This is a genomic window from Streptomyces sp. SAI-170, assembly GCF_049739565.1.
Lineage (GTDB): Bacteria > Actinomycetota > Actinomycetes > Streptomycetales > Streptomycetaceae > Streptomyces.
The window spans coordinates 5,134,280-5,160,359 of the sequence record NZ_JBMGQD010000001.1 but is presented as its reverse complement, the minus strand read 5'-3'; the positions used below and the strand labels follow the sequence as shown (position 1 = coordinate 5,160,359).

The 26,080-nt window shown below is 72.5% G+C and carries 18 protein-coding genes; 12 read left to right on the top strand and 6 right to left on the bottom strand.

The features are described from left to right. The first annotated feature begins 54 nt into the window (after positions 1-54). From RKD23_RS23075 to RKD23_RS23050, 6 genes are all read left to right on the top strand, one after another. Positions 55-3,252, top strand: a complete 3,198-nt coding sequence (locus RKD23_RS23075; protein WP_424858315.1) for an FHA domain-containing protein — start codon at positions 55-57, stop codon at positions 3,250-3,252. Positions 3,253-3,768: 516 nt separating this feature from the next. Beyond that, on the top strand, positions 3,769-5,154 hold the full coding sequence (locus RKD23_RS23070; RefSeq protein ID WP_424855391.1) for an ABC transporter substrate-binding protein: 1,386 nt from the start codon (positions 3,769-3,771) through the stop codon (positions 5,152-5,154). A 7-nt stretch (positions 5,155-5,161) separates the two neighbouring features. Then, positions 5,162-6,511, top strand: coding sequence for a carbohydrate ABC transporter permease (locus RKD23_RS23065; protein WP_424855390.1), 1,350 nt, complete (start codon positions 5,162-5,164; stop codon positions 6,509-6,511). Then, on the top strand, positions 6,508-7,365 hold the full coding sequence (locus tag RKD23_RS23060; RefSeq protein ID WP_424855389.1) for a carbohydrate ABC transporter permease: 858 nt from the start codon (positions 6,508-6,510) through the stop codon (positions 7,363-7,365). The genes RKD23_RS23065 and RKD23_RS23060 overlap by 4 nt, the downstream gene beginning before the upstream one ends. A 129-nt stretch (positions 7,366-7,494) precedes the next feature. Then, positions 7,495-9,774: a bifunctional glycosyltransferase/CDP-glycerol:glycerophosphate glycerophosphotransferase gene (locus RKD23_RS23055; protein WP_424855388.1), complete on the top strand. Its 2,280-nt coding sequence runs from the start codon at positions 7,495-7,497 to the stop codon at positions 9,772-9,774. 200 nt (positions 9,775-9,974) lie between these two features. Next, positions 9,975-11,534, top strand: a complete 1,560-nt coding sequence (locus RKD23_RS23050; RefSeq protein WP_424855387.1) for a hypothetical protein — start codon at positions 9,975-9,977, stop codon at positions 11,532-11,534. Between the two features lie 16 nt (positions 11,535-11,550). Here RKD23_RS23050 and RKD23_RS23045 read toward each other — a convergent pair whose 3' ends face one another. Further along, positions 11,551-11,964: an organic hydroperoxide resistance protein gene (locus RKD23_RS23045; protein ID WP_404047293.1), complete on the bottom strand. Its 414-nt coding sequence runs from the start codon at positions 11,962-11,964 to the stop codon at positions 11,551-11,553. Positions 11,965-12,079: 115 nt separating this feature from the next. On the opposite strand from RKD23_RS23045, the gene RKD23_RS23040 reads away from it, so the two are divergent. Both RKD23_RS23040 and galE read left to right on the top strand, forming a co-directional pair. Next, positions 12,080-12,559: a MarR family winged helix-turn-helix transcriptional regulator gene (locus RKD23_RS23040; RefSeq protein WP_424855386.1), complete on the top strand. Its 480-nt coding sequence runs from the start codon at positions 12,080-12,082 to the stop codon at positions 12,557-12,559. Between the two features lie 125 nt (positions 12,560-12,684). Continuing rightward, complete coding sequence (galE, locus tag RKD23_RS23035) at positions 12,685-13,665, top strand: UDP-glucose 4-epimerase GalE (RefSeq protein ID WP_424855385.1); 981 nt, start codon at positions 12,685-12,687, stop codon at positions 13,663-13,665. A gap of 6 nt (positions 13,666-13,671) precedes the next feature. Here the strand turns inward: galE and RKD23_RS23030 are convergent, their stop codons facing one another. Further along, the gene (locus tag RKD23_RS23030) at positions 13,672-14,247 is read right to left on the bottom strand and encodes a hypothetical protein (protein WP_424855384.1); all 576 of its coding nucleotides are present in this window, start codon (positions 14,245-14,247) and stop codon (positions 13,672-13,674) included. Positions 14,248-14,308: 61 nt separating this feature from the next. Further along, entirely contained in the window at positions 14,309-14,932 is a 624-nt protein-coding gene (locus RKD23_RS23025) for a TetR/AcrR family transcriptional regulator (protein WP_424855383.1), read from the bottom strand. Positions 14,933-15,154: 222 nt separating this feature from the next. On the opposite strand from RKD23_RS23025, the gene RKD23_RS23020 reads away from it, so the two are divergent. After that, positions 15,155-16,090, top strand: a complete 936-nt coding sequence (locus tag RKD23_RS23020; protein WP_424855382.1) for an ABC transporter permease — start codon at positions 15,155-15,157, stop codon at positions 16,088-16,090. Then, positions 16,083-16,946: an ABC transporter ATP-binding protein gene (locus RKD23_RS23015; protein ID WP_424855381.1), complete on the top strand. Its 864-nt coding sequence runs from the start codon at positions 16,083-16,085 to the stop codon at positions 16,944-16,946. The genes RKD23_RS23020 and RKD23_RS23015 overlap by 8 nt, the downstream gene beginning before the upstream one ends. 78 nt (positions 16,947-17,024) lie before the next feature. Here RKD23_RS23015 and RKD23_RS23010 read toward each other — a convergent pair whose 3' ends face one another. Next, a complete protein-coding gene (locus RKD23_RS23010; protein ID WP_424855380.1) occupies positions 17,025-21,959 on the bottom strand; it encodes an NAD-glutamate dehydrogenase in 4,935 nt (1,644 codons plus the stop codon). Positions 21,960-22,601: 642 nt separating this feature from the next. Here RKD23_RS23010 and RKD23_RS23005 point away from each other — a divergent pair. Continuing rightward, positions 22,602-23,168: a DJ-1/PfpI family protein gene (locus tag RKD23_RS23005; protein WP_404047313.1), complete on the top strand. Its 567-nt coding sequence runs from the start codon at positions 22,602-22,604 to the stop codon at positions 23,166-23,168. A 115-nt stretch (positions 23,169-23,283) separates the two neighbouring features. Here RKD23_RS23005 and RKD23_RS23000 read toward each other — a convergent pair whose 3' ends face one another. Together RKD23_RS23000 and RKD23_RS22995 are read right to left on the bottom strand one after the other, a co-directional pair. Then, entirely contained in the window at positions 23,284-23,949 is a 666-nt protein-coding gene (locus RKD23_RS23000) for an HAD family hydrolase (RefSeq protein ID WP_424855379.1), read from the bottom strand. 58 nt (positions 23,950-24,007) lie between these two features. Continuing rightward, a complete protein-coding gene (locus RKD23_RS22995) occupies positions 24,008-24,523 on the bottom strand; it encodes a DUF6912 family protein (protein ID WP_424855378.1) in 516 nt (171 codons plus the stop codon). A gap of 319 nt (positions 24,524-24,842) precedes the next feature. Between RKD23_RS22995 and RKD23_RS22990 the strand changes: the two genes are divergently transcribed. Further along, positions 24,843-26,039, top strand: coding sequence for an Rv3235 family protein (locus RKD23_RS22990; protein ID WP_424855377.1), 1,197 nt, complete (start codon positions 24,843-24,845; stop codon positions 26,037-26,039). Positions 26,040-26,080 lie beyond the last annotated feature (41 nt).

Sequence of the window (26,080 nt, the reverse complement as noted above, 5' to 3'; positions counted from 1 at the left end):
CGTGTGGTGGTGGGGGGAGTCCGCGCCCGCGCGCAGAAGGGACCGCTGACGGCGATGCAGATCCGGCTGACCGTCGTAGACCCGCTGGGCCCCGCCGCCGAGGCGCGCGCCCGGGCCACGAGCCGTGACGTGCTGGTCACGGCGCCCGCGGGGACGGCCCTGGCCGCGGTGGCGTCGGCACTGGCCTCGGCGGTCTCGGGGGACGGCACCGCCGACCGGCCCGAGCGCGGCGGCTCCCCGGTGCTCTACGCCGGCGAGGAGCGCCTCGACACCCAGCGCTGCACCCTCGGCGAGCCGCCCCTGGTGGACGGCGCCGTGCTGTCGGTCGGCGCCCCCGCGGGCCCCGAGCCGCACCCGGAAGTGGACGACGCCCCTGCCCAGCTGCATGTGGTGGCCGGCCCGGACGCGGGAGGGGTCCATCTGCTGCACGGCGGCCAGGTGCGCATCGGCCGCTCCGCCGACGCGGACGTCCCCCTGGACGACCCGGACGTGTCACGGCTGCACTGCGCGGTCACGCTCGGCACCGACGGCCGTGTCACGGTCGCCGACCTCGGCTCCACCAACGGCACCGTCCTCGACGACACGCGCGTGGACACCCGCCCGGTCCGTTTCGCGCCCGGTGCGCTGCTGCGGATCGGCGAGTCGGCCCTGCGGCTGACCGCCCCGGCGTCCGGCCCCATGCCCCGCCTGACGACGGCACCCGACGGCGAGGGCCACATCCGGGTGACGCCGGAGGAGCCGGGAACGCCCGCGGTGGCTGCCACGCCGTCCCACCGGCCCGAGCCCCCGGTCGTCCCCGGCCAGGGCGGCGCCCCCCTCATCGAGCACCGCCCCTCGGCGGAGGCCGACACCCACGCCGGCCCGTTCGGCGTGGGCCGGTTCACACAGGAGGACACCCCCGCGGCGACGGCCCCCGGCCGCGAGGGCGGACGACGCCGGGGCGGACTCTCCGCCTGGGCCCGACGACTGGCCGGCGGCCGGCCCGAGCCCGAGGACCGGACGGCGGCCCCCACGGCCTACGACGCCCAGGACGCCGACGCCCCCGCGCAGCCCACCGCACCCGGGCTGCCCGAGACCTGGCCCGACCCCGCTGCCCTGCTGCTGACCGCGCTGGGCCCCGGCCCCCGCCTGTGGGAGCGCACCCCGGGGCACCCCGAGGCCCTCACGGTCCGGCTCGGCACCGCCGACCGCACCGCACCGGACGGCTCGGGCCTGCTGCCCGCCGTGCCGGTGACCGCCGACCTGCGCGAGGCGGGCGCGCTGGGCCTGGCCGGACCGCGGCCCCGCCTCGCCGGACTGGCCCGTGCGGTGCTGGCCCAGCTCGCGGCGCTGCACTCCGCGGACACCCTGGACCTGGTGCTGATCAGCACCGACCGGGCCCGGCCCGTGGCGGAGCGCACCGCCGAGTGGGCCTGGCTCGGCTGGCTGCCGCATCTGCGGCCCGGTCACGGCCAGGACTGCCGCCTGCTCCTCGCCTACGACCGCGAACAGGCCGCCGCCCGCACCGAGGAACTCCTGCGCCGCCTGGAGGACCACCTCGCCGACCAACGGTCGCGCGGAAGCCGGCCGACGCCGATACCCCAGCCCGTCTCCTCCCCGCGCGCAGCGGCCCGCCGCCCCTCCTGGGCGCGGGACGACGACGGCACCGACCGGGTGAGCGGCTTCCCGGGCCCGTACACCGTGGTCGTCGTGGACGGCGACCCCGGCGGTACCGGGCTGCGGGACGCGGTGGCGCGGCTGGCTGCGGAGGGCCCGCGGGCCGGCATCCATGTGCTGTGTCTGGCCGAGACGACGGCGGCCTCGCCCGCCTCCCCGGTGACCGAGACCTACGAGGCGGCCTGCGCGGCGGCGCCGGTGTTCCGCGAGTGCGGGGCCGTCGCGCTGCTCAGCGGCGACGTGGCGGGCGCCCTGCGGCTGCTGCGCGTCGCCCGCACCGGCTCCGGCGGGGACCGGGCACCCGTCGGCCATGGCACCGTCGGCCGGGTGGACGCGGTGTCCGCCCCATGGGCCGAGCGGTTCGCGCGGGCCCTGGCGCCACTGCGCACCGACGGCTCCGGCGAGCGGCACCCCCGGGTGTCCGCCCCGCTGCCGCAGGCCGCGCGGCTGCTGGACGAGCTGGGCCTGGCCCGGGCCACCCCGGCGTCGCTGATGGCGCGCTGGGCCGACGCCGCCGACGACACCTCGACGCCCGGCGGCCGCGCCTCGGCGGTCCTCGGCGCCGGTCCGCGCGGCCCGGTGGTGGCCGACCTGGTGGCGGACGGACCGCACCTGCTGGTCGAGGGACCCTCCGGCAGCGGCCGTACCGAGCTGCTGCGGGCGGTCGTCGCCTCGCTCGCGGCGGCCGAACGCCCCGACCGGCTGAGCATCGTCCTCATGGACGGCCGCGACACCGTGGGCGCGGGCAGCGGCCACGGCGACGGGCTGCATGTCTGCACGGACGTCCCGCACGTCACCACCCACTTGCTGGCCAACGACCCCGTCCGCATGCGCGATTTCGCCCAGTCCCTGAGCGCCGAGCTCAAGCGGCGCGCCGAGCTGCTCGGCCAGGAGGACTTCGCCGCCTGGCACACCCGGCAGCAGCTCTCCGGCCGCCTGGTCGCCCAGCGCACCGCACCGGCGGCGACCCACGCACGCGCCCACACCGCCTCGACACCCGGCGCAGCCGACCTCGACACCCCGCCCAGCTCCACCCTCCGGCTCCGCCCCGCCGCGGCCCGCCGCACCACGGACGTGCCCCCGCCCCTGCCCCGCCTGGTGGTCGTCGTGGACGACCTGGACGCCCTGGTCTCCCCCGCCCTGGGCTCCCCCGGCCGCCCCGCCGCCGGGTCCGTGATGCGGGCCCTGGAGGCGGTGGCCCGCGAGGGCGAGCGGCTCGGCGTGCACCTCGTCGCGGCGACGGCCCCCGGCGGTCGTACGGCGGAGACGGAACCGGCCCGCCGGGCGGCCCTGCGCGTCACGCTGGAAACCCCCGCCCCCGGCCCGGACGAACCCGCCCCCGGCCGAGGCCGCCTGACCTGCGCGGACGGCCGCACAACGCCGTTCCAGGGAGGCCGCGTCACCGGTCGCATCCCCCGTACGGCGACCCTGCGCCCGACGGTCGTCCCGCTGGACTGGGAGCGCATGGGCGACCCCCCGACCCGCCGCCCCGTCCGCGAGCTCGGCAACGGCCCCACCGACCTGGCCCTCCTCGCCAGCGCCCTCCAACGCGCCACACGCGAGGTCGCAGCCCCAGAGGTACCGTCCCTGCTCTGACCGTGCCGCCATCCCAACCGTGCCTTCCCCGCCGTACGCGACTGCCGGCCGTCGTCGGCTGGTCGCGCAGTTCCCCGCGCCCCTTAAGGGCGCGACCGTCAGCCGCGTACGGTCGTAAGGAACCACGGACGGTGGGCGATGGGGTCAGTCGCGGACGGCGGGGAGGGGACGGGACGGGGGGTTGTCCGCCCGCAGCGGCCGGCGGAAACAGGGTCCGACCCCCGTAGCCGACCAGATCGCCGGACCGAGGACGGACAACCCCCCGGCCCGGCCCCGGCCCACCCACACAGCGGGTGCGCTACAGCAACCCCCACCGGAGCCGCGCAGGCCGCCGCAGGCACCCGCAGGCACCCGCAGGCACCCGCAGGCACCCGCAGGCATCCGCCCCCGTCACGACGCGGTCACGATCACCTGGTTGACACGACGCGTGCACTTGCCGACCTCCCGGACCCGGCGTAGACCAGAGCCCACGGACAGCGTTCGGACGTTCGACGAGGAACGAAGAACGGGGCAGTGATGCGCAGCACGAGCAACACGATCCGGACACGCAGGACCGCCAGGGCCGCCACGGCCCTCCTCGCGGGAGCGCTCGCGTTCTCGCTGACGTCCTGCGGTGACAACGACAGCGACGACGGCCAGGAGGGCGTCGGCAACACCCAGGAGTCCCCCTCCCCCTCCACCGTCACCCTCCCCAAACTGGACGGCGAGAGCCTCGAGGTCGCCGCCGTATGGACCGGCCCCGAGCAGGCCAACTTCAAGAAAGTCCTGGCGGAGTTCGAGAAGAGAACCGGCGCGAAGGTGACCTTCGTCCCCGCGCAGGACCCGATCATCAACTTCCTCGGCTCGAAGATCGCGGGCGGCGCACCGCCGGACATCGCGATCCTCCCGCAGGTCGGCGCGATCAAGCAGGCCGTCGACAAGGGCTGGGCCACACCGGTCGGCCCGGAGGCCCAGGAGCAGCTGAAGAAGAACTACTCACAGGGCTGGCAGGACCTCGGCAAGGTCGACGGCAAGCAGTACGGCGTGTACTACAAGGCCGCCAACAAGTCCCTGATCTGGTACAACGCGCCGGTGTTCGAGAACGCGGGCGCCGAGGAGCCCAAGACCTGGAACGAGCTGCTGACGACCGCGCAGACGGTCTACGACTCGGGCGTGACCCCGTTCTCGATCGGCGGCGCGGACGGCTGGACGCTCACCGACTGGTTCGAGAACGTCTACCTCTCGCAGGCAGGCCCGGAGAAGTACGACCAGCTCGCCAAGCACGAGATCAAGTGGACGGACCCGTCCGTGAAGGACGCCCTGTCCAAGCTCGCGGAGATCTGGGGCAAGAAGGACTACGTGGCGGGCGGCGCGGCGGGCGCGCTGCAGACGGAGTTCCCGGCCTCCGTCACGCAGACCTTCACCGGAGGTGACCAGCCGAAGGCGGCCATGGTCTACGAGGGCGACTTCGTGCAGGTCAACATCGCGGAGACGGACGCGAAGGTCGGCGAGCAGGCCAAGGTGTTCCCGTTCCCGGCGGTCGGCGACACCGCGCCGGTGGTGTCCGGCGGCGACGCGGCGGTGATCCTGGACGACTCCAAGGCGGCACAGGCGCTGGCCACCTTCCTGGCCTCCCCGGACGCGGCGACGATCCAGGCGGGCCTGGGCGGCTACCTCTCGCCGAACAAGAACGTCGACCCGTCGGCGTATCCGAACGCGGTGCAGCAGGAGATGGCGAAGGCCCTGATCGCGGCCGGCGACGACTTCCGCTTCGACATGTCCGACCAGGCGCCGCAGGCGTTCGGCGGCACGCCCGGCAAGGGCGAGTGGAAGGCGCTGCAGGACTTCCTGAAGAACCCGAAGAACATCGCGGGAACCCAGGCGACCCTGGAGGCGGACGCGGCCAAGGCATTCGGAAACTGAGCCGGCGATGGTGACGGCACCGGCGGCAGGGGTCCCTGAGACTCCTGCCGCCCCTGGTAAGCAGCGCAAGAGCGTGACCGGCACCCGCAGAACCGTGGCAGTGCTCTTCCTGCTGCCCGCGCTGGTGCTGCTCGGCGCGCTCGTGGTCTACCCGATCGGGTACTCGATCTTCCGCAGCTTCTACGACCAGTCCGGCGACTCCTTCGCCGGCGTCGACAACTACAAGGCGCTCTTCACGGACGACGGCATCCGCACGGCGCTGAAGAACAACGTCATCTGGGTGGTGTTCGCGCCGACGGTGGCCACCGCACTGGGTCTGATCTTCGCGGTGCTCACCGAACGGGTGCGCTGGGGCACGGCGTTCAAGCTGGTCGTCTTCATGCCGATGGCGATCTCCATGCTGGCCGCGGGCATCATCTTCCGCCTGGTGTACGACCAGGACCCGGACAAGGGCGTGGCGAACGCGGTGTGGGTGGGTGTGCACGACACGTTCGCGCAGGCGTCGGCGTTCCCGAAGGCGCACCCGGGCCGTGAGTCGCCGCTGGAGCCCGCGGGCGGCGGCGCGTTCGTCACCAGGGACCCGGTGCGCGCGGGCACCCCGGTCTCCCTGCCGCTGGTCGGCGTCCCGCCCGACCAGATGCCCGACGGCGCCGAGCGGGCGGCCGCGCCGAAGGCCGACCCGGGCAAGGTGACCGGCACGACCTGGCAGGACTTCACCCGCGGCAAGGGCGTCGGCACGCTCGGCAAGCCGGACCCGGCCGAGGTCGGCTATCCGGGGATGCGCATCGAGGCGGTCAAGGACGGCAAGGTGGTGGCGTCCACGAAGGCCGCCGACGACGGCTCGTTCACGCTGCCCGAGGAGGCGGACGGGGCGCTGCTGCGGCTCCCGGCGAGCAACTTCAAGGAGGCGTACAACGGTCTGGACTGGCTCGGCCCGTCGCTGGTGACGCCCGCGATCATCGGGTCGTACATCTGGATGTGGGCGGGTTTCGCGATGGTGCTGATCGCGGCGGGGCTCGCGGGCATTCCGCGGGATCTGCTGGAGGCGGCGCGGGTGGACGGCGCCAACGAGTGGCAGGTGTTCCGCCGGGTCACGGTGCCGCTGCTGGCGCCCGTGCTCGCGGTGGTGGCCGTCACCCTGATGATCAATGTGCTGAAGGTGTTCGACCTGGTCTTCATCATCGCGCCGGGCTCCTCGCAGGACGACGCGAACGTGCTGGCCCTGGAGCTGTACCGCAAGGGCTTCTCGGAGGACCAGCCGGGCATCGCCAGCGCCATCGCGGTGTTCCTGCTGCTGCTGGTGATCCCGGTGATGTGGTTCAACGTGCGCAGGCTCAGGCGGGAGGTGCGGCGATGACGGCCAAGTCCCTGGGCGGCAGGCTCGTCGGGTGGGTCAGCGGCAGTCTGGTCCGGGTGTTCCTGATCGTCGTGGGCCTGTTCTGGCTGGTGCCGACGATCGGTCTGCTGCTGTCCTCGCTGCGCTCGCCGGAGGACATGAACGCCAGCGGCTGGTGGACGGTGTTCACCGAGCCCGCGCAGCTCACCGTGGACAGCTACGACAAGCTCCTGAACAACAGCGACATCACCGACTCGATCCTCAACACCGTACTGATCACGGTCCCGGCGACGATCCTGGTGGTCATCGTCGCGGCGCTCGCGGGTTACGCGTTCGCGTGGATGGAGTTCCCGGGCCGCGACTGGTGGTTCCTGGCGGTGGTGGGGCTGCTGGTGGTGCCGGTGCAGGTGGCGCTGATCCCGATCGCCGAACTGTTCGGCAAGATCGGCCTGTTCGGGTCGATCCTCGGGGTGGTGCTGTTCCATGTCGGGTTCGGTCTGCCGTTCGCGGTGTTCCTGCTGCGGAACTTCTTCGCGGAGATCCCCCGCGAGCTGCTGGAGGCGGCCCGTCTGGACGGCGCAGGTGAACTGCGGCTGTTCGCGCGGGTGGTGATGCCGCTGGCGGCCCCGGCGATCGCGAGCCTCGCCATCTTCCAGTTCCTGTGGGTGTGGAACGACATGCTGGTGGCGCTGGTGTTCACCGACGCGGGCAGCCAGCCCATCACGGTCGCGCTGCAGACGCAGGTCCGGCAGTTCGGCAACAACATCGACGTGCTGGCGCCGGGCGCGTTCATCTCGATGGTGATCCCGCTGGTCGTGTTCTTCGCGTTCCAGCGGCAGTTCGTGTCCGGTGTGATGGCCGGCGCGGTGAAGTAGCCGGTGCGGGGCGGGACTTCACGGTCCCGCCCTCCACGGGGCTCCCCCCGTATGGCGTACACGGCGTAACCCCGTCACTCCATCGGCCGTTCCCGGGCAGAACGCCCGCGCCGACCCATGGATGTTCCGTTGCCCAGGTTCAGTGTCATCGTCCCCGCGTACAAGGTTCAGGCGTATCTGCACGCCTGCCTGGAATCGGTCCTGTCCCAGTCGTACGGCGATCTCGAACTGGTCGTCGTGGACGACTGCTCGCCGGACGCCTGCGGGGCGATCCTCGACGAGGTGGCGGCCCGTGATCCACGGGTGCGGCCGGTGCGGCTGCGGGAGAACGCCGGGCCGGGCCCGGCCCGGAACGCGGGGATGGAGGCGGCGACCGGCGACTATCTGCTGTTCCTGGACGGCGACGACACCCTCGCCCCGGGCGCGCTCCAGGCGATCGCGGACCGGCTGAAGGAGACCGGCGAGCCGGATGTGCTGGTGCACGACTTCGGGCGCGTCGACCGGACCGGGGAGCGCCTGCGCGACGAGCCGGCCGGGCAGCTCACCGAGCGCGGCCCGGCCCCGTTCCGCCTGGAGGACCGGCCGGGGCTGCTGCGGATGCCGCCGGCCGCCTGGAACAAGGCCTGCCGACGGGAGTTCGTCGAGCGCGAGGGCCTCACCTTCCCGCCGGGCTGGTACGAGGACACGCCCTGGACAGGGCAGGCGCTGACGGCGGCCGAGTCGATCGCGACGCTGGACCGGGTGTGCGTGCTGCACCGGCAGCGCCGGCACGGCGCCCTCCGGTCGGCCACGAGCGAGCGGCACTTCGACCTCTTCGAGCAGTACGACCGGCTCTTCGCCCATCTCGACGCGCGGCCCGAACTCGCCCAGTGGCGGCCGGTGTTGTTCCGCGGCATGGTCGACCGGCTGGCATCGGTGTTCCGCTGCCCCGACCGCCTGCCGCGCGGCAGCCGGCCTGAGTTCCTGCGCCGGGCCCGCGCCCACTACCGCCGCCACCGCACCCCGGGCGGCGGCCCCCTGCCGCTGCGCGCCCGGCTGCGGCACGCCCTGGTCCGCGGGGGCGCCCACCGCACCTACCGGGCCCTGCTCCTGGGTGGCCGCCTGGCCCGCCGCACGGCCCGGCTCGCGGCCCGCCTCGGCAGGGCGTTCGGCTCGGCCGCCCTCCAGCTGCACTACCGCGTCCAGCTCCGGCTGCCCGTACGCGAGGACCGGGCGGTGTTCGCCGCGTACGGAGGCCGGGGCCACTCCTGCAACCCGGGCGCGCTGGAGGCGGCCTTCCGCGAGCTGGCCCCGCACATCCGCACGGCCTGGATCGCCCGCCCCGAGCACCACCACACCGTCCCGCCCGGCGTCCGCAGGCTGACCCCGGGCACGGCCGCGTACTGGACGGCGCTGGCCCGCTCCAAGTACCTGGTGGACAACAGCGGCTTCGAGCGCCGCCCGGTCAAGCGCCCCGGCCAGGTGTTCGTGCAGACGCAGGCCGGCACCCCGCTCAAGCACATGGGCCTGGACCTGCGCGAACGCCCCGCCGCCGCGCGCGGCACGGACTTCGGGCGGCTGGCCGGGCACGTCGACACCTGGGACTACGTCCTGTCCGCCAACCGCCACACCACCCTGACCTGGGAGCGCGTCTACCCGGGCCGCTACACCACGCTGGAGTACGGCTACCCGCGCAACGACGTCTTCCAGCAGGCGACCTCGGCGGACGTGACCCGGCTGCGGGAGTCCCTCGGCATCCCGCCCGGCTCGGTGGCGATCCTGTACGCGCCGACGCACCGCGACTACCGCCGCACCCGGGCGACCACCCTGGACCTGGAGCGTGTCCTGCGGCGCCTGGGCCCGCGGTTCGTGGTCCTCGCCCGCGCCCACCCCGCGCAGCCGGGCCCGCTCGGCGAGGCCGGGGCGGGTACCGCGCGCGTCATCGACGTCAGCGACCACCCGAGCGTCGAGAAGCTGTGCCTGGCCTCGGACGCGCTGGTCACCGACTACTCGTCGATCATGTTCGACTACGCCAACCTCGACCGGCCCATCGTGATCCACGCCGAGGACCGGGAGGCCTACGAGGCCGCCCGCGGCACCTACTTCGACCTGCGGTCCTTCCCTCCGGGCGCGGTCGCGCGCAGTGAGGACGAGCTGATCGACATCTTCGCGACCGGGCACTGGACCGGCTCCCGTTCGGCGCAGCTGCGGGCGGCCTTCCGCGAGCGGTTCTGCCCGTACGACGACGGACGCGCGGCCGAGCGGGTCGTACGCCGTGTCGTGCTGGGCTTCGAGGAGGCGGACCTGCCGGCCGTGGTGCCGCTGGAGGCGCGCCATCCCGTGCCGTCGGCGGCCGCCTCGTTCGCGCGCTCGCCCCTCGCGACCGTTCCGCGGCCTTCCGGTCCGCTCTCCGTCACCGACCGCAGCTGACCTCCCTGGAGTGCGTATGCTCCGCAGTTCGTCGCGGCCGACCCCGTCGCGGCCGTCGACCTGGCGGCCCTCGGGACGGCCGGGCGGCTCGTCGCCCCGTTCCCGCTCGCCTCACTCGATGGAGTGAGTCACGGCAGTGCCGTTGACCCGCTCGGGAATATACGGCCAATGCCCCTCACGCCCCGTTCTGCGACCGCCCGGTGAGCGCCGATGTCCTGACCGGCCGGCCCGCCCGCGGCGCCACGGCCCTGCGCGGCGGCCGGCTGTGGCGGCCGACCCCGTACCAGGTGTTCGGGTTCCTGTTCTGGCTGGTGATGACGCCGGCCTACTGGCGCGTCCCGCTGTGCTGCGACGCGGGCCTGCACGCGGCGGTCGTCGAACGCCTCGAGGCCGACCTGCTCGATCCGCGCCATCCGGTGGCCGACCTGCCCGGCGCGGGCAGCCCCTTCTACTCGCCGTACGCCGTTACCCAGGGCGTGTTCGCGCGGCTGACGGGGCTGTCCGGCTGGGAGACGGTCCGGCTCACCGGCCCGCTGAACCTGCTGGTGGTGCTGACGGGGCTGGGCCGCTTCGTGCGGATGCTCACGCCTCGCCCCTGGGCGCCGGTGCTCGCGCTGGGCGCGATGGCGCTGCTGTGGGGCACCGAGCCGGCCTGGTGGAGCGGCTTTCTGGGCCTGATGCCGATGACCGGCAATCTCGCCGACCCGTCGGCGTTCGCGATCGGCCTCGCCTTCTGGGCCTGGGCGCTGACGGGGACGCGGGCCCTGGACACGGCCCGGGTGCGGTTCGTCGGGCCGCGCGGACTGCCGAGCCTGACCGGCCATGCGGGCCTGGGCCTGCTCTACGGCCTGATCGCGCTGGTCCACCCGATCATCTCGGTCGCCGCGCTGGCGGGCGGCACGGCGACGGTCGTCGGCCGGCAGCGCGGGTGGGGCGCGGCCGTGGCGGGCCGCTGGGCACTGACCGGCGCGGTGGCGGCGGGGACCGCGCTGAGCTGGCCGTACTTCGACGTGTGGGAGGCGTTCGCCTCAGCCGGGCACGGGCAGCCGCAGCCGTACGAGGACCTGTTCGGCCGCTTCTGGCTGGCGCTCGCGGTGGGCCTGCCCGCGCTGTGGCTGCGGTGGCGGCGCGGCGGACGGCGTGACCCGCTGGTGCTGATGTTCGCGCTGGACTGCCTGGTGGTGGCGTACGGCCGGCTCAGCGGCCACCACGCCTACGCCGGCATCCTCGGACTCACTCTGGTGCCGCTGCAGTTCGCGCTCGCGATCGAGCTCGCGGCGCCCCGGCCCTGGCCCGTGTGGCGGCGCCTGCTGGGCTCGGCCTCGGCGGTGGCGGCCTGCGCGGGCTTCCTCACCGTGCACGCGGGGGCGGTCGTCCCGCGCTCGCTGGACCCCGTCGGCTTCGACCAGCCGCCGCGCGGACCGTCGTACGACTGGGCGGCGCGGTACATGCGCCCCCGCGAGGTCGTGCTGACCGGGGACCAGCGCGCCGCCCACGCGCTCGCCGGACACGGCGCGAACCTCGTCGCGCCCGCCCGGCCGGACCCGGCGCTCGACGAACGCGTACGGCGACGGAAGCTGGCGGACGTGCACGCCTACCTCGCCGACGACTCGACCCGCGCCGGGCGCTCCGCCGTCGTCCGGCGCCACCATGTGCGGTGGCTGCTGCTCACGCCCCGGCACACGGTGCCCGAGGAGGCCGTGGTGGTGGCGTGGAGCGAGCGGACGGGAGAGGTGCTGGCGCGGGTCGGGGGCCGCTGAGCAGGTTTTTGGACGGTTACTCGATGACGAGCTCGACGTCGATGTTGCCGCGGGTGGCGTTGGAGTAGGGGCAGACCTGGTGGGCGGCCTCGACCAGCTTGCGACCGGTGGGCTCGTCCAGGTGCGCGGGCAGCTCGACGCGGAGGGTGACGGCGAGGCCGAAGCCCTCGCCCTGCTTGCCGATGCCGACCTCGGCGGTGACGGCGGCGTCGCTGACGTCGACCTTGGCCTGGCGGCCGACGAGGCCCAGGGCGCTGCCGAAGCAGGCGGCGTACCCGGCGGCGAAGAGCTGCTCCGGGTTGGTGCCCTGACCGTTGCCGCCCAGCTCCACCGGCATGGCGAGCGCGAGGTCGATCTTGCCGTCGGAGGAGACGGCACGGCCCTCACGGCCGTGGGTGGCGGTGGCGACTGCGGTGTAGAGCGCGTCCATGGATGAACCATCCCTCTCGGAGAAGTCGTTGACGGATACGAGTAGAGCACACAATTAAGTTGTGCACAACTAGATGGCCAATGATTGAATAGCGACCAAGGGCTACCCTGGAGCCATGACCCCGACACCGGCCGCCACCGAGGACGACTGGCTCCGTCTGGACAGCCAGATCTGCTTCTCCCTGCACGCCGCCTCCCGCGCCTTCAACGGCGTCTACCGCGTGATCCTCAAGGACCTCGGCCTGACCTACCCCCAGTACCTGGTGATGCTGGTCCTCTGGGAACGGGGCGAGCAGCCGGTCAAGAAGCTCGGCGAACACCTGCGCCTCGACTCCGGCACCCTCTCCCCGCTGCTCAAGCGCCTGGAGGCGGCCGGCCTGGTGCGCCGTGAGCGCAGCGCCCGCGACGAGCGCTCGGTGGAGGTCCGCCTGACCGACGAGGGCGAGGCCCTGCGCGAACGCGCCCTCGCGGTCCCGCGCCGCATCGTCGAGGCGACCGGCTTCGACCTCGCGGAGATCCGCGACCTCCGGGAACGCCTGGACCGCCTGACGGGCGCCCTGGACGCGGCGGCGGAGCAGGAGGCGGCCGGACACTGAGTGCGCCGTTGCAGCCACGAGGAGTGACATTCCGCCCTCATGGGCGGGTGCCGGCTGATTGACTGTCGAGGAGGCACCAGAGGTGTGCGGGCCTCCGAGCGGACGGACGAGGGGACGACGGCCACATGACCTGGCTGATCACCGGCGGCGCCGGATACATCGGGGCGCACGTCGTGCGTGCGCTGCGCGCGGCGGGCGAGGAGGCGGTGGCGTACGACGACCTGTCGTCGGGCATCGCCGAGCGGCTGCCCCGGGAGGTGCCCCTGGTGGTGGGCTCGACGCTGGACGGCGAGCGGCTGCGCGAGGCGTTGACCGGGCACGGGGTCACCGGAGTCGTCCATCTGGCGGCGAAGAAGCAGGTCGGCGAGTCGGTGGACCGCCCGCTGCACTACTACCGGCAGAACGTGGAGGGCCTGCGGGTGCTCCTGGAGGAGGTGACGGCGGCGGGGGTGGAGTCCTTCGTCTTCTCGTCCTCGGCGGCGGTGTACGGCACCCCGGACACGGACCTCGTCACGGAGGAGACCCCGTGCGCGCCGATGTCCCCCTACGGCGAGACCAAGCTGGCCGGCGAATGGCTGGTCCGCGCGACCGGCCGGGCGACAGGCCTGTCCACGGCCTGCCTGCGCTACTTCAACGTGGCCGGGGCGGCGAGCCCGGAGCTGGCCGACGTGGGCGTGTCCAACCTGATCCCGATGGTCTTCGAGAAGCTCACCGAGAACGCCCCGCCCCGCATCTTCGGCGACGACTACCCCACCCCGGACGGCACCTGCGTCCGCGACTACATCCACGTCGTGGACCTCGCCGAGGCCCATGTGGCGGCGGCCCGCGCCCTGACCGCGTCCCGGGGCCGCGACCTCACCCTGAACATCGGCCGCGGCGAAGGCGTCTCCGTCCGCGAGATGATCGACCGCATCAACGCCGTCACCGGCTACGACCGCCCACCCCTCATCACCCCCCGCCGCCCCGGCGACCCCGCCCGCGTCGTCGCCTGCGCCGACCGCATCACCCACCAACTCGGCTGGAAAGCCGGCCACGACCTCCAGGACATGATCACCTCAGCCTGGGAGGGCTGGGTACGCCTGCATCCGGAGGCGGCTCGGGTGTAGGGCCGTTCAGGCCTCCCGGAAACCCAGCTCGTCGAGCAGCGCACCGAAGAGTTCCTCGACGAAGACCTCGCGCGACAGCAGCAGTTCCTCCACCCGGCTCTGCTGCGCGACGGGCGTGACACCAGCGGCCGCAGCCCAGCCGAGAGCGCCCTCGGCGGCCGCCGGAACCTCCGCCTCCAACTCCGCCCGCTTCCGTCTCACGGCCTCGTCGAACCCCGGCGTGCCCAGCCACTCGCTCATGTCGTCCACGTCCTCGGGCTCCTCCACGAGCAGCGCCGCCGCGGCGTCCAGGTTGAGCCATGCCTGCCAACCCGTCCTGTCAGGACGCAACCCGGTCACGAGGGCGAGATCGCTGTCGGACACCACGGCGACACACGCGGGCGCACCACTCCACTCGACCAGCGCGGGCAGGTCGCCGTCCTCCCACAGCCCATGCTCCAACTGGAGCGTATGCCAACCCCCCGCCCTGGACGGCCACGCCTGGACGGTGTCCCTCAACTCCTCGTCGACGCCTTCGAACACCGGCGCCCGCAGCAACGACCCGTCGCTGCACGCGAAGACCAAGTGGCCTGAAAACCCCATGGGACCCCCCTCATCCAGATGCTGCACGCACCTTATGAGGGGCCACTGACACTGCGCGGCCTCAGAGGGCCGTCAGCGCACCCGTCGTCGCCCTCGCCAGCGCCGCCAGGTACCCCTTGGGCAGCTTCGGGCTGCGGATGACGACCGAGCGCCAGTAGAGGGGGCCGGAGATCAGGTCGAGGGCCAGCTCGTCGTCGACGCCCGTCCGGATCTCGCCCCGCCGCTCCGCCGCCGCCACGATCTTGAGGGCGACGCCCTCCTGCCCCTCACGCAGCGCCTTCTGCATCAGCTCGGCGATCTCCGGGTTGCGGGCCGCCTCCGCCTGGAGGTCGGGGATGATCTGCGAGGCCACCGGGTGTCGCAGGGCGCGCGCCGTGACCTCGTAGAGCAGCCGGAGATCCCCCTCCAGCGAGCCGGTGTCCGGCGCCGGCAGACCCTGCACCGCGATCGCCGACACGATGTCCAGCACGAGGTGCAGCTTGGAGCGCCATCGCCGGTACACCGCCGTCTTGCCGACACCCGCCCTGCGCGCGATGCCCTCGATCGACATGCGGGCGTACCCGACCGCCGCCAGTTCCTCGAAGACAGCCGCCCGGATCGCCTCGGTCACGTCCTCCCGCAGCACGGCAGCACCTGCGGGTGCCCGGCGACGCGGGCGCGGCTGGGATCCGTCGGCGTTGGTCATGCGGACAGCATAGGGCGTTGCGACGAAACGGTTGCGTCGCAACGTGGACCACGTCACGACGCACCGGGTCCGTCCTGCGCTGATGCCACCGGCGCGTCACGACGAAACGGTTGCGTCCCGACGCCCCCTCGGCCTACGCTCGCGTTGCGACGATACGGTCCCGTCCCGACGTAAGAGCGCGGTAAACCCGCCGCACCCCTCCCCCGAGCGAAAGCAGCGGATGTGAGCCAGGTCCTCCACTCACCGCCCCCCACGGCGCCCGCCCCGGCCCCCGCCCAGGCAGACGACGGCGACCTCGCGGCGCTCGCGGCGCGTCACGGGCTCACGGTCAGCGGCGCCCGCGCCTCCCTGCCCCAGTACATCCGGGAGCTGTGGGCCCGCCGTCACTTCATCGCGGCGTTCTCGACGGCCAAGCTCACCGCGCAGTACAGCCAGGCGAAGCTGGGCCAGCTGTGGCAGGTGATGACGCCGCTGCTGAACGCGGCCGTGTACTACCTGATCTTCGGCGTGCTGCTGCAGACCAAGCGCGGAGTGCCGGACTACGTGCCGTTCCTGGTGACGGGCGTGTTCATCTGGACGTTCACGCAGAGCTCGATCCTGGCGGGCACGCGCGCGATCTCCGGCAACCTCGGACTGGTGCGGGCCCTGCACTTCCCGCGGGCCGCGCTGCCGATCTCGTTCTGTCTGCAGCAGTTGCAGCAGCTGCTGTTCTCGATGGCCGCGCTGGTCGTGATCCTGCTGGGCTTCGGCGTGCCGCCCGCCGCGTCCTGGGCCCTCGCGATCCCGGCGCTGGTGCTGCAGTTCACGTTCAACGCGGGCATGGCGATGATCCTGGCCCGCCTCGGCTCCAGGACGCCGGACCTGGCGCAGCTGATGCCGTTCGTGCTGCGGACGTGGATGTACGCGTCCGGCGTGATGTTCAGCATCGACCACATCCTGCGCACCCACACCGATCTGCCGTCCTGGGTGGGCACCGTCCTGCAGGCCAACCCGACGGCCGTCTACATCGACCTGATGCGCTTCGCCCTCATCGACAGCTTCCACTCGAGCCAGCTCCCGCCGCACGTGTGGATGCTCGCGACCGGCTGGGCGCTGCTCGCCGGAGTCGGCGGCTTCATCTACTTCTGGAAGGCTGAGGAGACCTACGGCCGTGGCTGAGCACACCGAAGAGAAGGTCCCCACCGTCGTCGCCGACCGGGTCGACATCGTCTACCGCGTCAACGGCACCGGCGCCGGCCGCGGTTCGGCCACCGCCGCCCTCAACCGCATCCTGCGCCGCGAGAAGACCGAGAGGGCGTCGGGCGTGCGCAAGGTGCACGCGGTGAAGAGCGTGTCCTTCGTCGCGTACAAGGGCGAGGCCATCGGCCTGATCGGCACCAACGGCTCCGGCAAGTCCACTCTGCTCAAGGCCGTCGCCGGACTGCTCCCCGTGGAGAACGGCCGTATCTACACCGGCGGCCAGCCCTCCCTGCTCGGCGTGAACGCGGCGCTGATGAACGACCTCACCGGCGAGCGCAACATCCACCTCGGCGGCCTCGCCATGGGCATGTCCCGCGAGCAGGTCAGGGACCGCTACCAGGAGATCGTCGACTTCTCCGGCATCAACGAGAAGGGCGACTTCATCACCCTGCCCATGCGGACGTACTCCTCCGGCATGGCCGCCCGGCTGCGCTTCTCCATCGCCGCCGCCAAGGACCACGACGTCCTGCTGATCGACGAGGCCCTCGCCACCGGCGACCGCTCCTTCCAGAAGCGCTCCGAGGCCCGTATCCGCGAACTGCGCAAGCACGCGGGCACGGTGTTCCTCGTCAGCCACAACAACAAGTCCATCCGCGACACCTGCGACCGCGTGCTGTGGCTGGAGCGCGGGGAGCTGCGCATGGACGGGCCGACGGAGGAGGTCATGCGGCAGTACGAGAAGTTCACCGCCGACCCTGGGGCCGGGCCGAAGCCCGGGCCGAAGCCGAAGCCCCAGCCTCAGGCGAAGCCCGCCGCACAGACCGTCCCGGCCTGACCGCCCGCCGGCGACACACGCACGAAGGCGCCCCGAGCCTCCAGGCCCGGGGCGCCTTCCTCGTAGAACCTGAGTGCGTTACGAGTGAGTCCGCAGCAGCGTCCTCATCGTCCGCATCGCCACCGACAGGTTGGCCAGGTCGAACATCTCCGAGCTCTGGATCTCCTCCAGGGTCGTCCGGGCGCGGCCCAGGATCGCCTGGTTCCTCTGCTCCCAGTGCTTGAAGCGCTGCTCAGGAGTGGACGAGCCGTTGCCCACCGCCAGGACGTCCGCCGTGAGCGCCGAGTGGGCCGCGTACAGGTCCTCGCGGATGGCGGCACGGGCCATGGACTGCCAGCGGTCCGCGCGCGGCAGCTCGATGATGCGGTCCATGAGCCGGGTGATGCTGAGCCGGTCGGCGAGGTCGTAGTAGACCTCGGCGACGTCCAGCGGCTCCTTGCCCATGCGGTCGGCCACCGAGACGATGTCCAGCGCCGGGAAGGCCGAGGAGAACCCGGCCACGCGCGTGGCCAGCTCGTCCGGCACACCGGCCTCGGTCAGCTCGTCGTAGATCTGCTGCCACCACTCCAGATCCACGCCCTTGAGCAGCTTCGGCAGCTGCTGCCACACCTGCTCCACCCGCTCGGCGAAGAAGGCGACCGTCTCGGCGAGCTCCAGCGGCTGCGGCCGGTTGTTGAGCAGCCAGCGCGTGCCGCGCTCGACGAGGCGGCGCGAGTGCAGCCGGATACGGGTCTGCACCGCGGCCTCGACCTGGTTGTCGAGCGCCTCGACGCCGTCCCACACCGCCGCCGAGCGGAAGATGGCCCGCGCGGCGGTCTGCGCCCGCACGATCTCCTCCAGCGACGCGCCGGTCTCCTCGCGCATCCGGTGCAGATACGTCGTACCGCCGGTGTTGACCGTGTCGTTGACCAGCACGGTCGTGGTGATCTCGCGGCGCAGCGGGTGGCTGTCGATGTGCTCGCCGAACTCCTCGCGCAGCGCGCTCGGGAAGTAGGCGTGCAGCAGTCCGCGCAGGTACGGGTCGTCCGGCAGCGTGGTGGCCAGCAGGTCCTCGGCGACCGTGATCTTCGTGTACGCCATGAGGACCGCGGTCTCCGGACCGGTCAGGCCCTGGCCGGTGCCGAGGCGCTCGCGGATCTGGCGGTCGGTGGGCAGGAACTCCAGCGCCCGGTCGAGGTGGCCCTCGCGCACCAGGTGGCGCATGAAGCGCTGCTGGGCGTGGAGCATGTCCTTGGACTGGGCGAGGGCGTTGGCGATCGCGGTGTTCTGCGCGTAGTTGTTGCGCAGCACCAGCCGGCCGACCTCGTCGGTCATCTCCGCGAGCAGCTTGTTGCGCTGCTTGACGGTCATGTCGCCCTCGGTGACCAGGCTGTTGAGCAGGATCTTGATGTTCACCTCGTGGTCGGAGGTGTCCACGCCCGCGCTGTTGTCGATGGCGTCGGTGTTGATCCGCCCGCCGTGCAGCGCGAACTCGATCCGGCCGAGCTGGGTCAGGCCCAGGTTGCCGCCCTCGCCGACGACCTTGACCCGCAGGTCGCTGCCGTCGACGCGGATGGCGTCGTTGGCCTTGTCGCCGACATCGGCGTTCGACTCGTGCGACGACTTGACGTAGGTGCCGATGCCGCCGTTCCACAGCAGGTCGACCGGCGCGGCCAGGATGGCCCGCATCAGGTCGGCCGGGGTCATCTTGGAGATCTTCTCCTCGATGCCGAGGGCCTCGCGGATGTGGCTGTTGAGCTGGATGGCCTTGGCGCTGCGCGGGAAGATCCCGCCGCCCGCGGACAGCAGCTCGGTGTTGTAGTCGGCCCAGCTGGAGCGCGGCAGCTCGAACAGCCGGCGGCGCTCGGCGTACGAGGTGGCCGCGTCCGGGTTCGGGTCGATGAAGATGTGCCGGTGGTCGAAGGCGGCGACCAGGCGGATGTGCTCGCTGAGCAGCATGCCGTTGCCGAACACGTCACCGGACATGTCGCCGATGCCGACGACCGTGAAGTCCTCGGACTGCGTGTCCACGCCCAGCTCGCGGAAGTGCCGCTTGACGGACTCCCAGGCGCCGCGGGCGGTGATGCCCATGCCCTTGTGGTCGTAGCCGGCAGAGCCGCCGGAGGCGAAGGCGTCGCCGAGCCAGAAGTTGTACTCCGCGGCGACCCCGTTGGCGATGTCGGAGAAGGTCGCGGTGCCCTTGTCGGCGGCGACGACGAGGTAGGTGTCGTCCTCGTCGTGGCGGACCACGTCCGCCGGGGGCACGACCTCGCCCGCGACCATGTTGTCGGTGATGTCGAGCAGCGCCGAGATGAACGTCTTGTAGCTGGCGATGCCCTCCGCCAGCCACGCGTCACGGTCCACTGCCGGGTCCGGCAGCTGCTTGGCGACGAAGCCGCCCTTGGCGCCGACCGGCACGATGACGGTGTTCTTCACCATCTGCGCCTTGACCAGGCCGAGGATCTCGGTGCGGAAGTCCTCACGCCGGTCGGACCAGCGCAGACCACCGCGCGCGACCTTGCCGAAGCGCAGGTGCACGCCCTCCACCCGCGGCGAGTACACCCAGATCTCGAACGCCGGGCGCGGCGCCGGGAGGTCCGGGATGGCCTGCGGGTCGAACTTCATGGAGACGTAGCCGTGCGACGTGCCGCCCGCGGCCTCCTGGAAGAAGTTGGTGCGCAGCGTCGCCTTGATGACGGTGAGGAAGGAGCGCAGGATGCGGTCCTCGTCCAGCGAGGCGACCTGGTCGAGCGCGGCGTCCAGCTCCTCCAGGAGGGCGTCGACCAGTTCGTGTCCGGCGCGCTGCCGGTCGGGCGACATCCGCGCCTCGAACAGCGACACCAGCAGCCGGGTGGTGTGGACGTTGTTGCGGAGGGTGTCCTCCATGTAGTCCTGGCTGAAGGTGGAGCCGGCCTGCCGCAGGTACTTGGCGTACGCGCGCAGCACCATCGCCTGCCGCCAGGAAAGACCGGCGCTGAGCACGAGTGCGTTGAAGCCGTCGTTCTCCGCCTTGCCGGTCCAGGTCGCGGCGAACGCCTCCTGGAAGCGCTCACGGGCGTCGTCGGCGAGGTAGTCGCCGCCCGAGCCTCCTTGCGCCTTGGGCACGCGCAGGCCGAAGTCGTAGATCCAGGCGACACTGCGGTCGGAGCAGCGCAGCTCGTAGGGCCGCTCGTCGATCACCTCGACGCCGAGCCGGTTCAGGACCGGCAGGACCGCGGACAGGGAGATCGCGTCGCCCCGGCGGTAGATCTTGAAGCGGCGCTCGTCGGGGGCCGCGCCGACCGGCTCGTAGAGGCTGAGCGCGAAGTTGTCCTGCTCGGTCAGCCGCTCCAGGTGGACGAGGTCGGCGACCGCCGCGCGCGGGCTGTGGTCGGCCTTGTAGCCCTCGGTGAAGGCGTTGTTGTAGCGGCGCAGCAGCTCGGCGGCGCGCTCCTCGCCCAGTTCGGCGTTGAGCGCGTCCGAGAAGCCGTCGGCCCAGGAGCGGGCGGCCTCGACCAGGCGTGCCTCGATGCGCTCCTTGTCGCTGTCGGACAGCTGCGGCAGCTCGGTGCCCGGCGGGACCCGGACCACGAAGTGCAGCCGCGACAGGATCGACTCGGTGTTCCAGGCGGTGAAGTCGACGCTGACGCCGCCGAGCTCCTCCTTGAGGATGTCGATGATCCGCAGGCGCACACCGGTGGTGTAGCGGTCGCGCGGGAGGTAGACCAGCGCGGAGTAGTAGCGGCCGTACTCGTCCTGGCGCAGGTACAGGCGCAGCCGGCGCCGCTCCTGGAGGTACAGCACGGACGTCGCGATGGCCCGCAGTTCGTCGACGGGCGTCTGGAACAGCTCGTCGCGCGGGTACGTCTCCAGGATCTGCAGCAGGTCGCGGCCGTCATGGCTGGCGGGCGAGAACCCGGCGCCCTGCAGCACCTCGTCGACCTTGCGGCGGATGACCGGCACCCGCAGCACGGACTCGGTGTAGGCGGCCGAGGAGAACAGGCCGAGGAAGCGGCGCTCGCCGACGACCTCGCCGTTCTCGTCGAACTTCTTCACGCCGACGTAGTCGAGGTACGACGGCCGGTGCACGGTCGCGCGGCTGTTGGCCTTGGTCAGCACCAGCAGCTTGTGCTCGCGGGCCTTGGCACGCGCGTCGGCGGGCAGCCGCTCGAAGGACGGGCTGACCGGGTGCTGGTCGTCACCGGCGTGGTGCGGGTCGGAGCGCAGGATGCCGAGGCCGGTGCCGGGCACGGCGGCCAGGGAGTCGTCGTCGCGCAGCTGGTACTCGCGGTAGCCGAGGAAGGTGAAGTGGTCGGCGGCCAGCCAGCGCAGCAGCTCGCGGGCCTCCTCGATCTCCTGGCGGCGCAGGTCGTCGGCGACCGGCTCCTCGGGCAGGCCGTCGGCGATCCGGAGCGCCGCGTCGCGCATCTTCTCCCAGTCCTCGACGGCCTCGCGGACGTCGGACAGGACGCGCAGCAGGTCGGCGGTGATCTGCTTGAGGTCGGAGCGGTCGGTCTCGCGGTCGATCTCGACGTGGATCCAGGACTCGACGTGCGCGTCGTGCGGCAGTTCGCCGGTCGACGGCTTGCCGAGGACCTCGATGAGCTTGCCGGTCACATCGCGGCGGACGACGACCTGGGGGTGGATCACCACATGGATGCCGCGGCCCTGACGGGTCAGCTCGTTGGTGACGGAGTCCACGAGGAACGGCATGTCGTCGGTGACGACCTCGACGACGGAGTGGCTGCACGTCCAGCCGTTCTCCTCGACCGTCGGGGTGTGCACGCGCACGTTGGCCGTGCCCTGCGGGCGGTTCTCGGCCAGTCGGTAGTGCGAGTAGGCGGCTCCGAAGACATCGACCGGGTCACGGTCGGTGAGGTCCTCCGGGGCGGTGTGCAGGTAGTAGCGCTGGAGGAACGAGAGCACAGCGGCCCGGTCCGGGGTGCCGTGTTCCGTCGTCCCAGTCGGTAGGTTCCCCCCGACCGGGCTGTTCTCAGCTACCCGGGCGGCCCGATCGAGCAGCTCGGCCTTGGCTTCGTCCAGCTTGGTCTGCATTGTCCTCTGACTCCTGTCGCGCGCCGTTGCGTGACGTTGAAGGATGTACGGTCTCTCCCCCTCCGGACCTGCGCCGCGACGCGGGGTGTCCGGTCTGCTTCGACGCAGTGCCGCAAAGGGAGAAGAGCGGGAGGCCGACAGTCGACACCGACGCCCCCATGGGACCCGGGTAGCCCGAAGGACCGGAACGATCACACGGACCGAAGCGATCGACGGGACACGGCACCGTTGTCGGCGCCGCCTGGCTCCGGGGAGTGTGCGGCGTCCTGGGGGCCACCATGGCCCCGACCCGCCCGCGAAGACCAGCGACCGCCGCCCGGTCACGGATGTACTCCGTGCTCTCCGGGCGCAGGGCAGGGGCATCGGTGCCCCCGCGAGATATCGCGCTGATCACGCCACCAAGGCTATCGCTCCTTCAGGGGGGCACGTCATGAGCCGTATGTGTACAAAACTGGGGGGCGAACTTTGACGTTCTGCACAGGGGCGACCGGGTGAGACCCCCTCCACCTGGGTCCGCACGGGGCGAAAAGTCGACTCTCGCGGCAGGGGCGCGCAGCCTGAAAGCGACTGCGCCTCTTGGCAGCGCGCCGCCCAGGAGGCAGGTTGGCCATGAAGCCACGGTCCTGAGGGGAGCGCACGGCCATGACAGCGAAGATCCTCATCGTCACCGGAGACGCGGCGGAGTCCCTGGAAGTCCTCTACCCCTACCAACGTCTGCGCGAGGAGGGCTACGAGGTCCATATCGCCGCCCCCGAGCGCAAGAAGCTGCGGTTCGTCGTCCACGACTTCGAACCCGGCTTCGACACGTACACCGAGAAGCCCGGCTACACCTGGCCCGCCGACCTCGCCTTCTCCGAGGTCGAGCCGGGTGACTACGCCGCCGTCGTCATCCCCGGCGGCCGCGCGCCCGAGTATCTGCGCAACGACCCCGAACTCCGCAAGATCCTGAAGTCCTTCTTCGACGCGGACAAACCCGTCGCCCAGATCTGCCACGGCCCCCTCCTCACCGCTGCCGTCGACGGCCTGCGTGGCCGCCGTGTCACCGCCTATCCCGCCCTCGAACTCGACATGCAGGCCGCCGGCGCCACCTTCCAGGACGCCGAGGCGGTCGTCGACGGCACCCTGGTCTCGTCCCGCGCCTGGCCGGACCACTCGGCGTGGATGCGCGAATTCCTTACGGTGCTCAGGGCGAAGGCACCGGTGACGTAAGGGGCGGTCGGCGTGCGCCCCATGCGGGTGCCGCTCGCTGCCGGTCGGCGGGTGCGGGTCGTGGGGGCTGGTCGCGCAGTTCCCCGCGCCCCTGCGGGCGTACGGCCGGCGCCGTCTAGGCGGCGAGCCGCTCGGCCTCGGCGACCGCCTCCTGGAGCGTGTCCACCACGGGCACGCCCACGGTCTCCAGGCTGGCCCGGCTGTGCGACCCGCCGGTGTACAGCACGGCCCTGGCTCCCACGTGCAGCGCGGCCACGGCGTCGTCGGCGGCGTCGCCGATCACCACCGTGCGCCGCGCTTCCACGCCGGTGAGCGACCCGAGGTGTCGCACCATGTGCTCGGCCTTGCTGCCGCCGGACGGCCCGGTCCGCCCGTCGATGCGTATGAAGTGATCGGCGATTCCGAAGCCGCGCACCAGCGGGACCAGCTCCTCATGCCCGTACATGCTGAGGATCGACTGGCTGCGCCCCGCCGACCGCCAGTCCACGAGCAGCTCCGTCACGCCCTCGGTGAGACCGCACCGCACGCGGTGCTCGGCGTAGTACCGGTGGAAGGTCTCGTCCATCACCAGCCACTCGGCGTCCGTCGGCAGCCGCCCTATCAGCCGCTCGTAGAACTTCGGCACCGGCACGCAGTACAGCGCCCGATACCGCTCCAGCGTGATCGGCTCCAGCCCCAGCTCGGCGAACGCCGCGTTCGTCGCCCCGATGATGGCGTCGTTGTCGTGGAACAGCGTGCCGTTCCAGTCCCAGACGATGTGCGCCCCGTTGTGCATCCCCATGCCGAAAACGTACCCGCCGCCACTGACAATGAGGAGACCCGCAGGTCGAGGCCGCAGCTCAGGCGGGCCGGCCGACCAGGTTCGGGATCTCCTGCGTGGCGTACCACAGCAGCTCGTGGTCCTCGGCGCCGTCCACCGTGAACTGCGCGTCGTCGTCCCCGCCGTCCGCCGCCGGCAGCGCCTCGACCGCCGCGGTCACGTCCGCCTCCGCGTCGTCGGCGTCGACATGCACCGACGCCGCCTTCGCCAGCCGTACGGGCCCGGCGACCCGCACCTCGCCGAGCGCGGCCGGGTCGAGGCCGCGGTCGGGGTCGGCCACGGCGGAGCCGTCCGGCACGTCGACGGCCACGACGACGCGGCGCCGCACGGCACCGGGCTCCCCGGCGAGCAGCCGCAGCGAGGCCAGCGCGGCGCGGCCGAGGGCGGCGTACTCCAGTTCCTCGATGTCGTCGGAGAGGTACCACTCGCGCAGGGCCGGGGTGACGGCGTAGGCGACGAGCGGGCCGGCTCCCAGCTCACCCGTCCTGTACGCCTCGGCGAGACCGGAGAGGGTCAGGGGGACGTAGACGCGCATGGGCCGGCCGCTTTCATGTCGAGGGACTGACGAAGCCCTGAGGGCCTCCAGCATCCGAAGAGCCTTCAGGATACGGTCCGGCGTCCCCTTTCGAGCCCCCGCCCACGGCCGGGAAGCCGTCCACCCCACGCCGCCGATTCACCCCCTGTCACCTCGCTGACCTGGGGGTCCTCCCCATCACGTCCCCCTGATAGGTGAATCCCCCACAGACCGGCCACACGACTTGCCCCTCCTTGCCGCACTTGTCCGCGACCCCGTACAAGATCCCCACCGCGAAGTTACTGCCCGGTATCTCCTGGGCTCGTCGAACGGGGACCTCATGGACGTCATCACCGCAATGACCGGCCTGCGCGTCATGGACAAGGTCATGACCAGGACACCGCACCCCCGCCCACCCCACCGCACCACCCCGACCGCCGCCCGCACGACTCCCGACACCGGACGGCCCCGCACCTCGACACCCGCCCAGGGGCAGGCGGTCCTTGGCACGACTCAGCCGGACAGCCCCGTCCAGCCCGGCACCACTGGGCAGACCCTGCGTGCCGCACAGACGCAGGCACACGCTGAGGTCCACGGGAACGCGCCGGGCCAGACCCTCCCGCGGATCCGGGACACGGCGCCGGCCCGGGGCACCGCGCCGACGCCGCACTCCGCTCAGGCCCAGGACACCGTGCCCGCTCAGGGCCACGCCCAGCCCTGGGACGCCGCAGCGGCCCACGACTCCGCTGTGGCAGGTCGCCCCGGTTCGCCCGGCCACTCGGGTACCCGGCCCCCGACCCGCCGCGACCCCCGCCGCCCGGGTGGCCCCTCCACCCGAGCCGGTGGCAACACGGGCCCGGCGGGCACCCGCCCGCCAGGGACTCGCAACGCCACGACTCCGACCCCGGGCTCGCCCGCCATGGGCCGCGCGGCCGGCAGCACTGCCTCCCCGGCCCAGGAAGTGCCCACCGCGGGCCCCACGGCCTATGGCGGCCCAGCACCTCAGGGTGCCCCGGCCCGTGCGCTCCAGCGCCCGCTGAGCCCCGTACCGACGGCCTCGCGGACGGCCACGCCCACCCGCCGGCAGTCAGTCCCGCCCGGGGCGGCGCCGATGGACTCCAGGAACGCCCCGGCCGCCCCTGCGCGCCCCACCACAGTCCCCGCCCAGACCCGCCGCCTCGTCCCCCAGCCCCGGCCCACCGACCTCTTCGCCGACCGTCTCGTGCTCGTGCTGAGCGGCCAGCGCCCCGTCCACTGGATGCTGCGGCACACCGTCGGCCAGGCCTACGACGATCTGGCGCGACTGGCGGAGCGCGGCCCGCTGCGCACGCGGGGCGGGGTGCGCCCGGTCGTCCGTGACATCGGGTACTACGTGCCCCGCAACGGCGCCATCGAGGCCTTCGCCCGCATCGCCGCGGGCGACCGGCTCCGGGCCATGGCCTTCCGTCTGGAACTGAGCCAGGACCACCGCTGGCGCTGCACGGCCGTCGAACTCGGGGCGACGGGCGGCGGCCAACCCCGCACCCACGCCCCCTGAACCGACGACGAAGGGCCGGGTCCCCTGGGGAGACCCGGCCC

Coding starts and splice junctions, on each gene's coding strand:
- RKD23_RS23075 (WP_424858315.1), top strand. CDS start 55: ATGCAGATCCGGCTGACCGTCGTAGACCCGCTGGGCCCCGCCGCCGAG.
- RKD23_RS23070 (WP_424855391.1), top strand. CDS start 3,769: ATGCGCAGCACGAGCAACACGATCCGGACACGCAGGACCGCCAGGGCC.
- RKD23_RS23065 (WP_424855390.1), top strand. CDS start 5,162: ATGGTGACGGCACCGGCGGCAGGGGTCCCTGAGACTCCTGCCGCCCCT.
- RKD23_RS23060 (WP_424855389.1), top strand. CDS start 6,508: ATGACGGCCAAGTCCCTGGGCGGCAGGCTCGTCGGGTGGGTCAGCGGC.
- RKD23_RS23045 (WP_404047293.1), bottom strand. CDS start 11,964: ATGGACGCGCTCTACACCGCAGTCGCCACCGCCACCCACGGCCGTGAG.
- RKD23_RS23040 (WP_424855386.1), top strand. CDS start 12,080: ATGACCCCGACACCGGCCGCCACCGAGGACGACTGGCTCCGTCTGGAC.
- galE (WP_424855385.1), top strand. CDS start 12,685: ATGACCTGGCTGATCACCGGCGGCGCCGGATACATCGGGGCGCACGTC.
- RKD23_RS23030 (WP_424855384.1), bottom strand. CDS start 14,247: ATGGGGTTTTCAGGCCACTTGGTCTTCGCGTGCAGCGACGGGTCGTTG.
- RKD23_RS23025 (WP_424855383.1), bottom strand. CDS start 14,932: ATGACCAACGCCGACGGATCCCAGCCGCGCCCGCGTCGCCGGGCACCC.
- RKD23_RS23010 (WP_424855380.1), bottom strand. CDS start 21,959: ATGCAGACCAAGCTGGACGAAGCCAAGGCCGAGCTGCTCGATCGGGCC.
- RKD23_RS23005 (WP_404047313.1), top strand. CDS start 22,602: ATGACAGCGAAGATCCTCATCGTCACCGGAGACGCGGCGGAGTCCCTG.
- RKD23_RS23000 (WP_424855379.1), bottom strand. CDS start 23,949: ATGGGGATGCACAACGGGGCGCACATCGTCTGGGACTGGAACGGCACG.
- RKD23_RS22995 (WP_424855378.1), bottom strand. CDS start 24,523: ATGCGCGTCTACGTCCCCCTGACCCTCTCCGGTCTCGCCGAGGCGTAC.
- RKD23_RS22990 (WP_424855377.1), top strand. CDS start 24,843: ATGGACGTCATCACCGCAATGACCGGCCTGCGCGTCATGGACAAGGTC.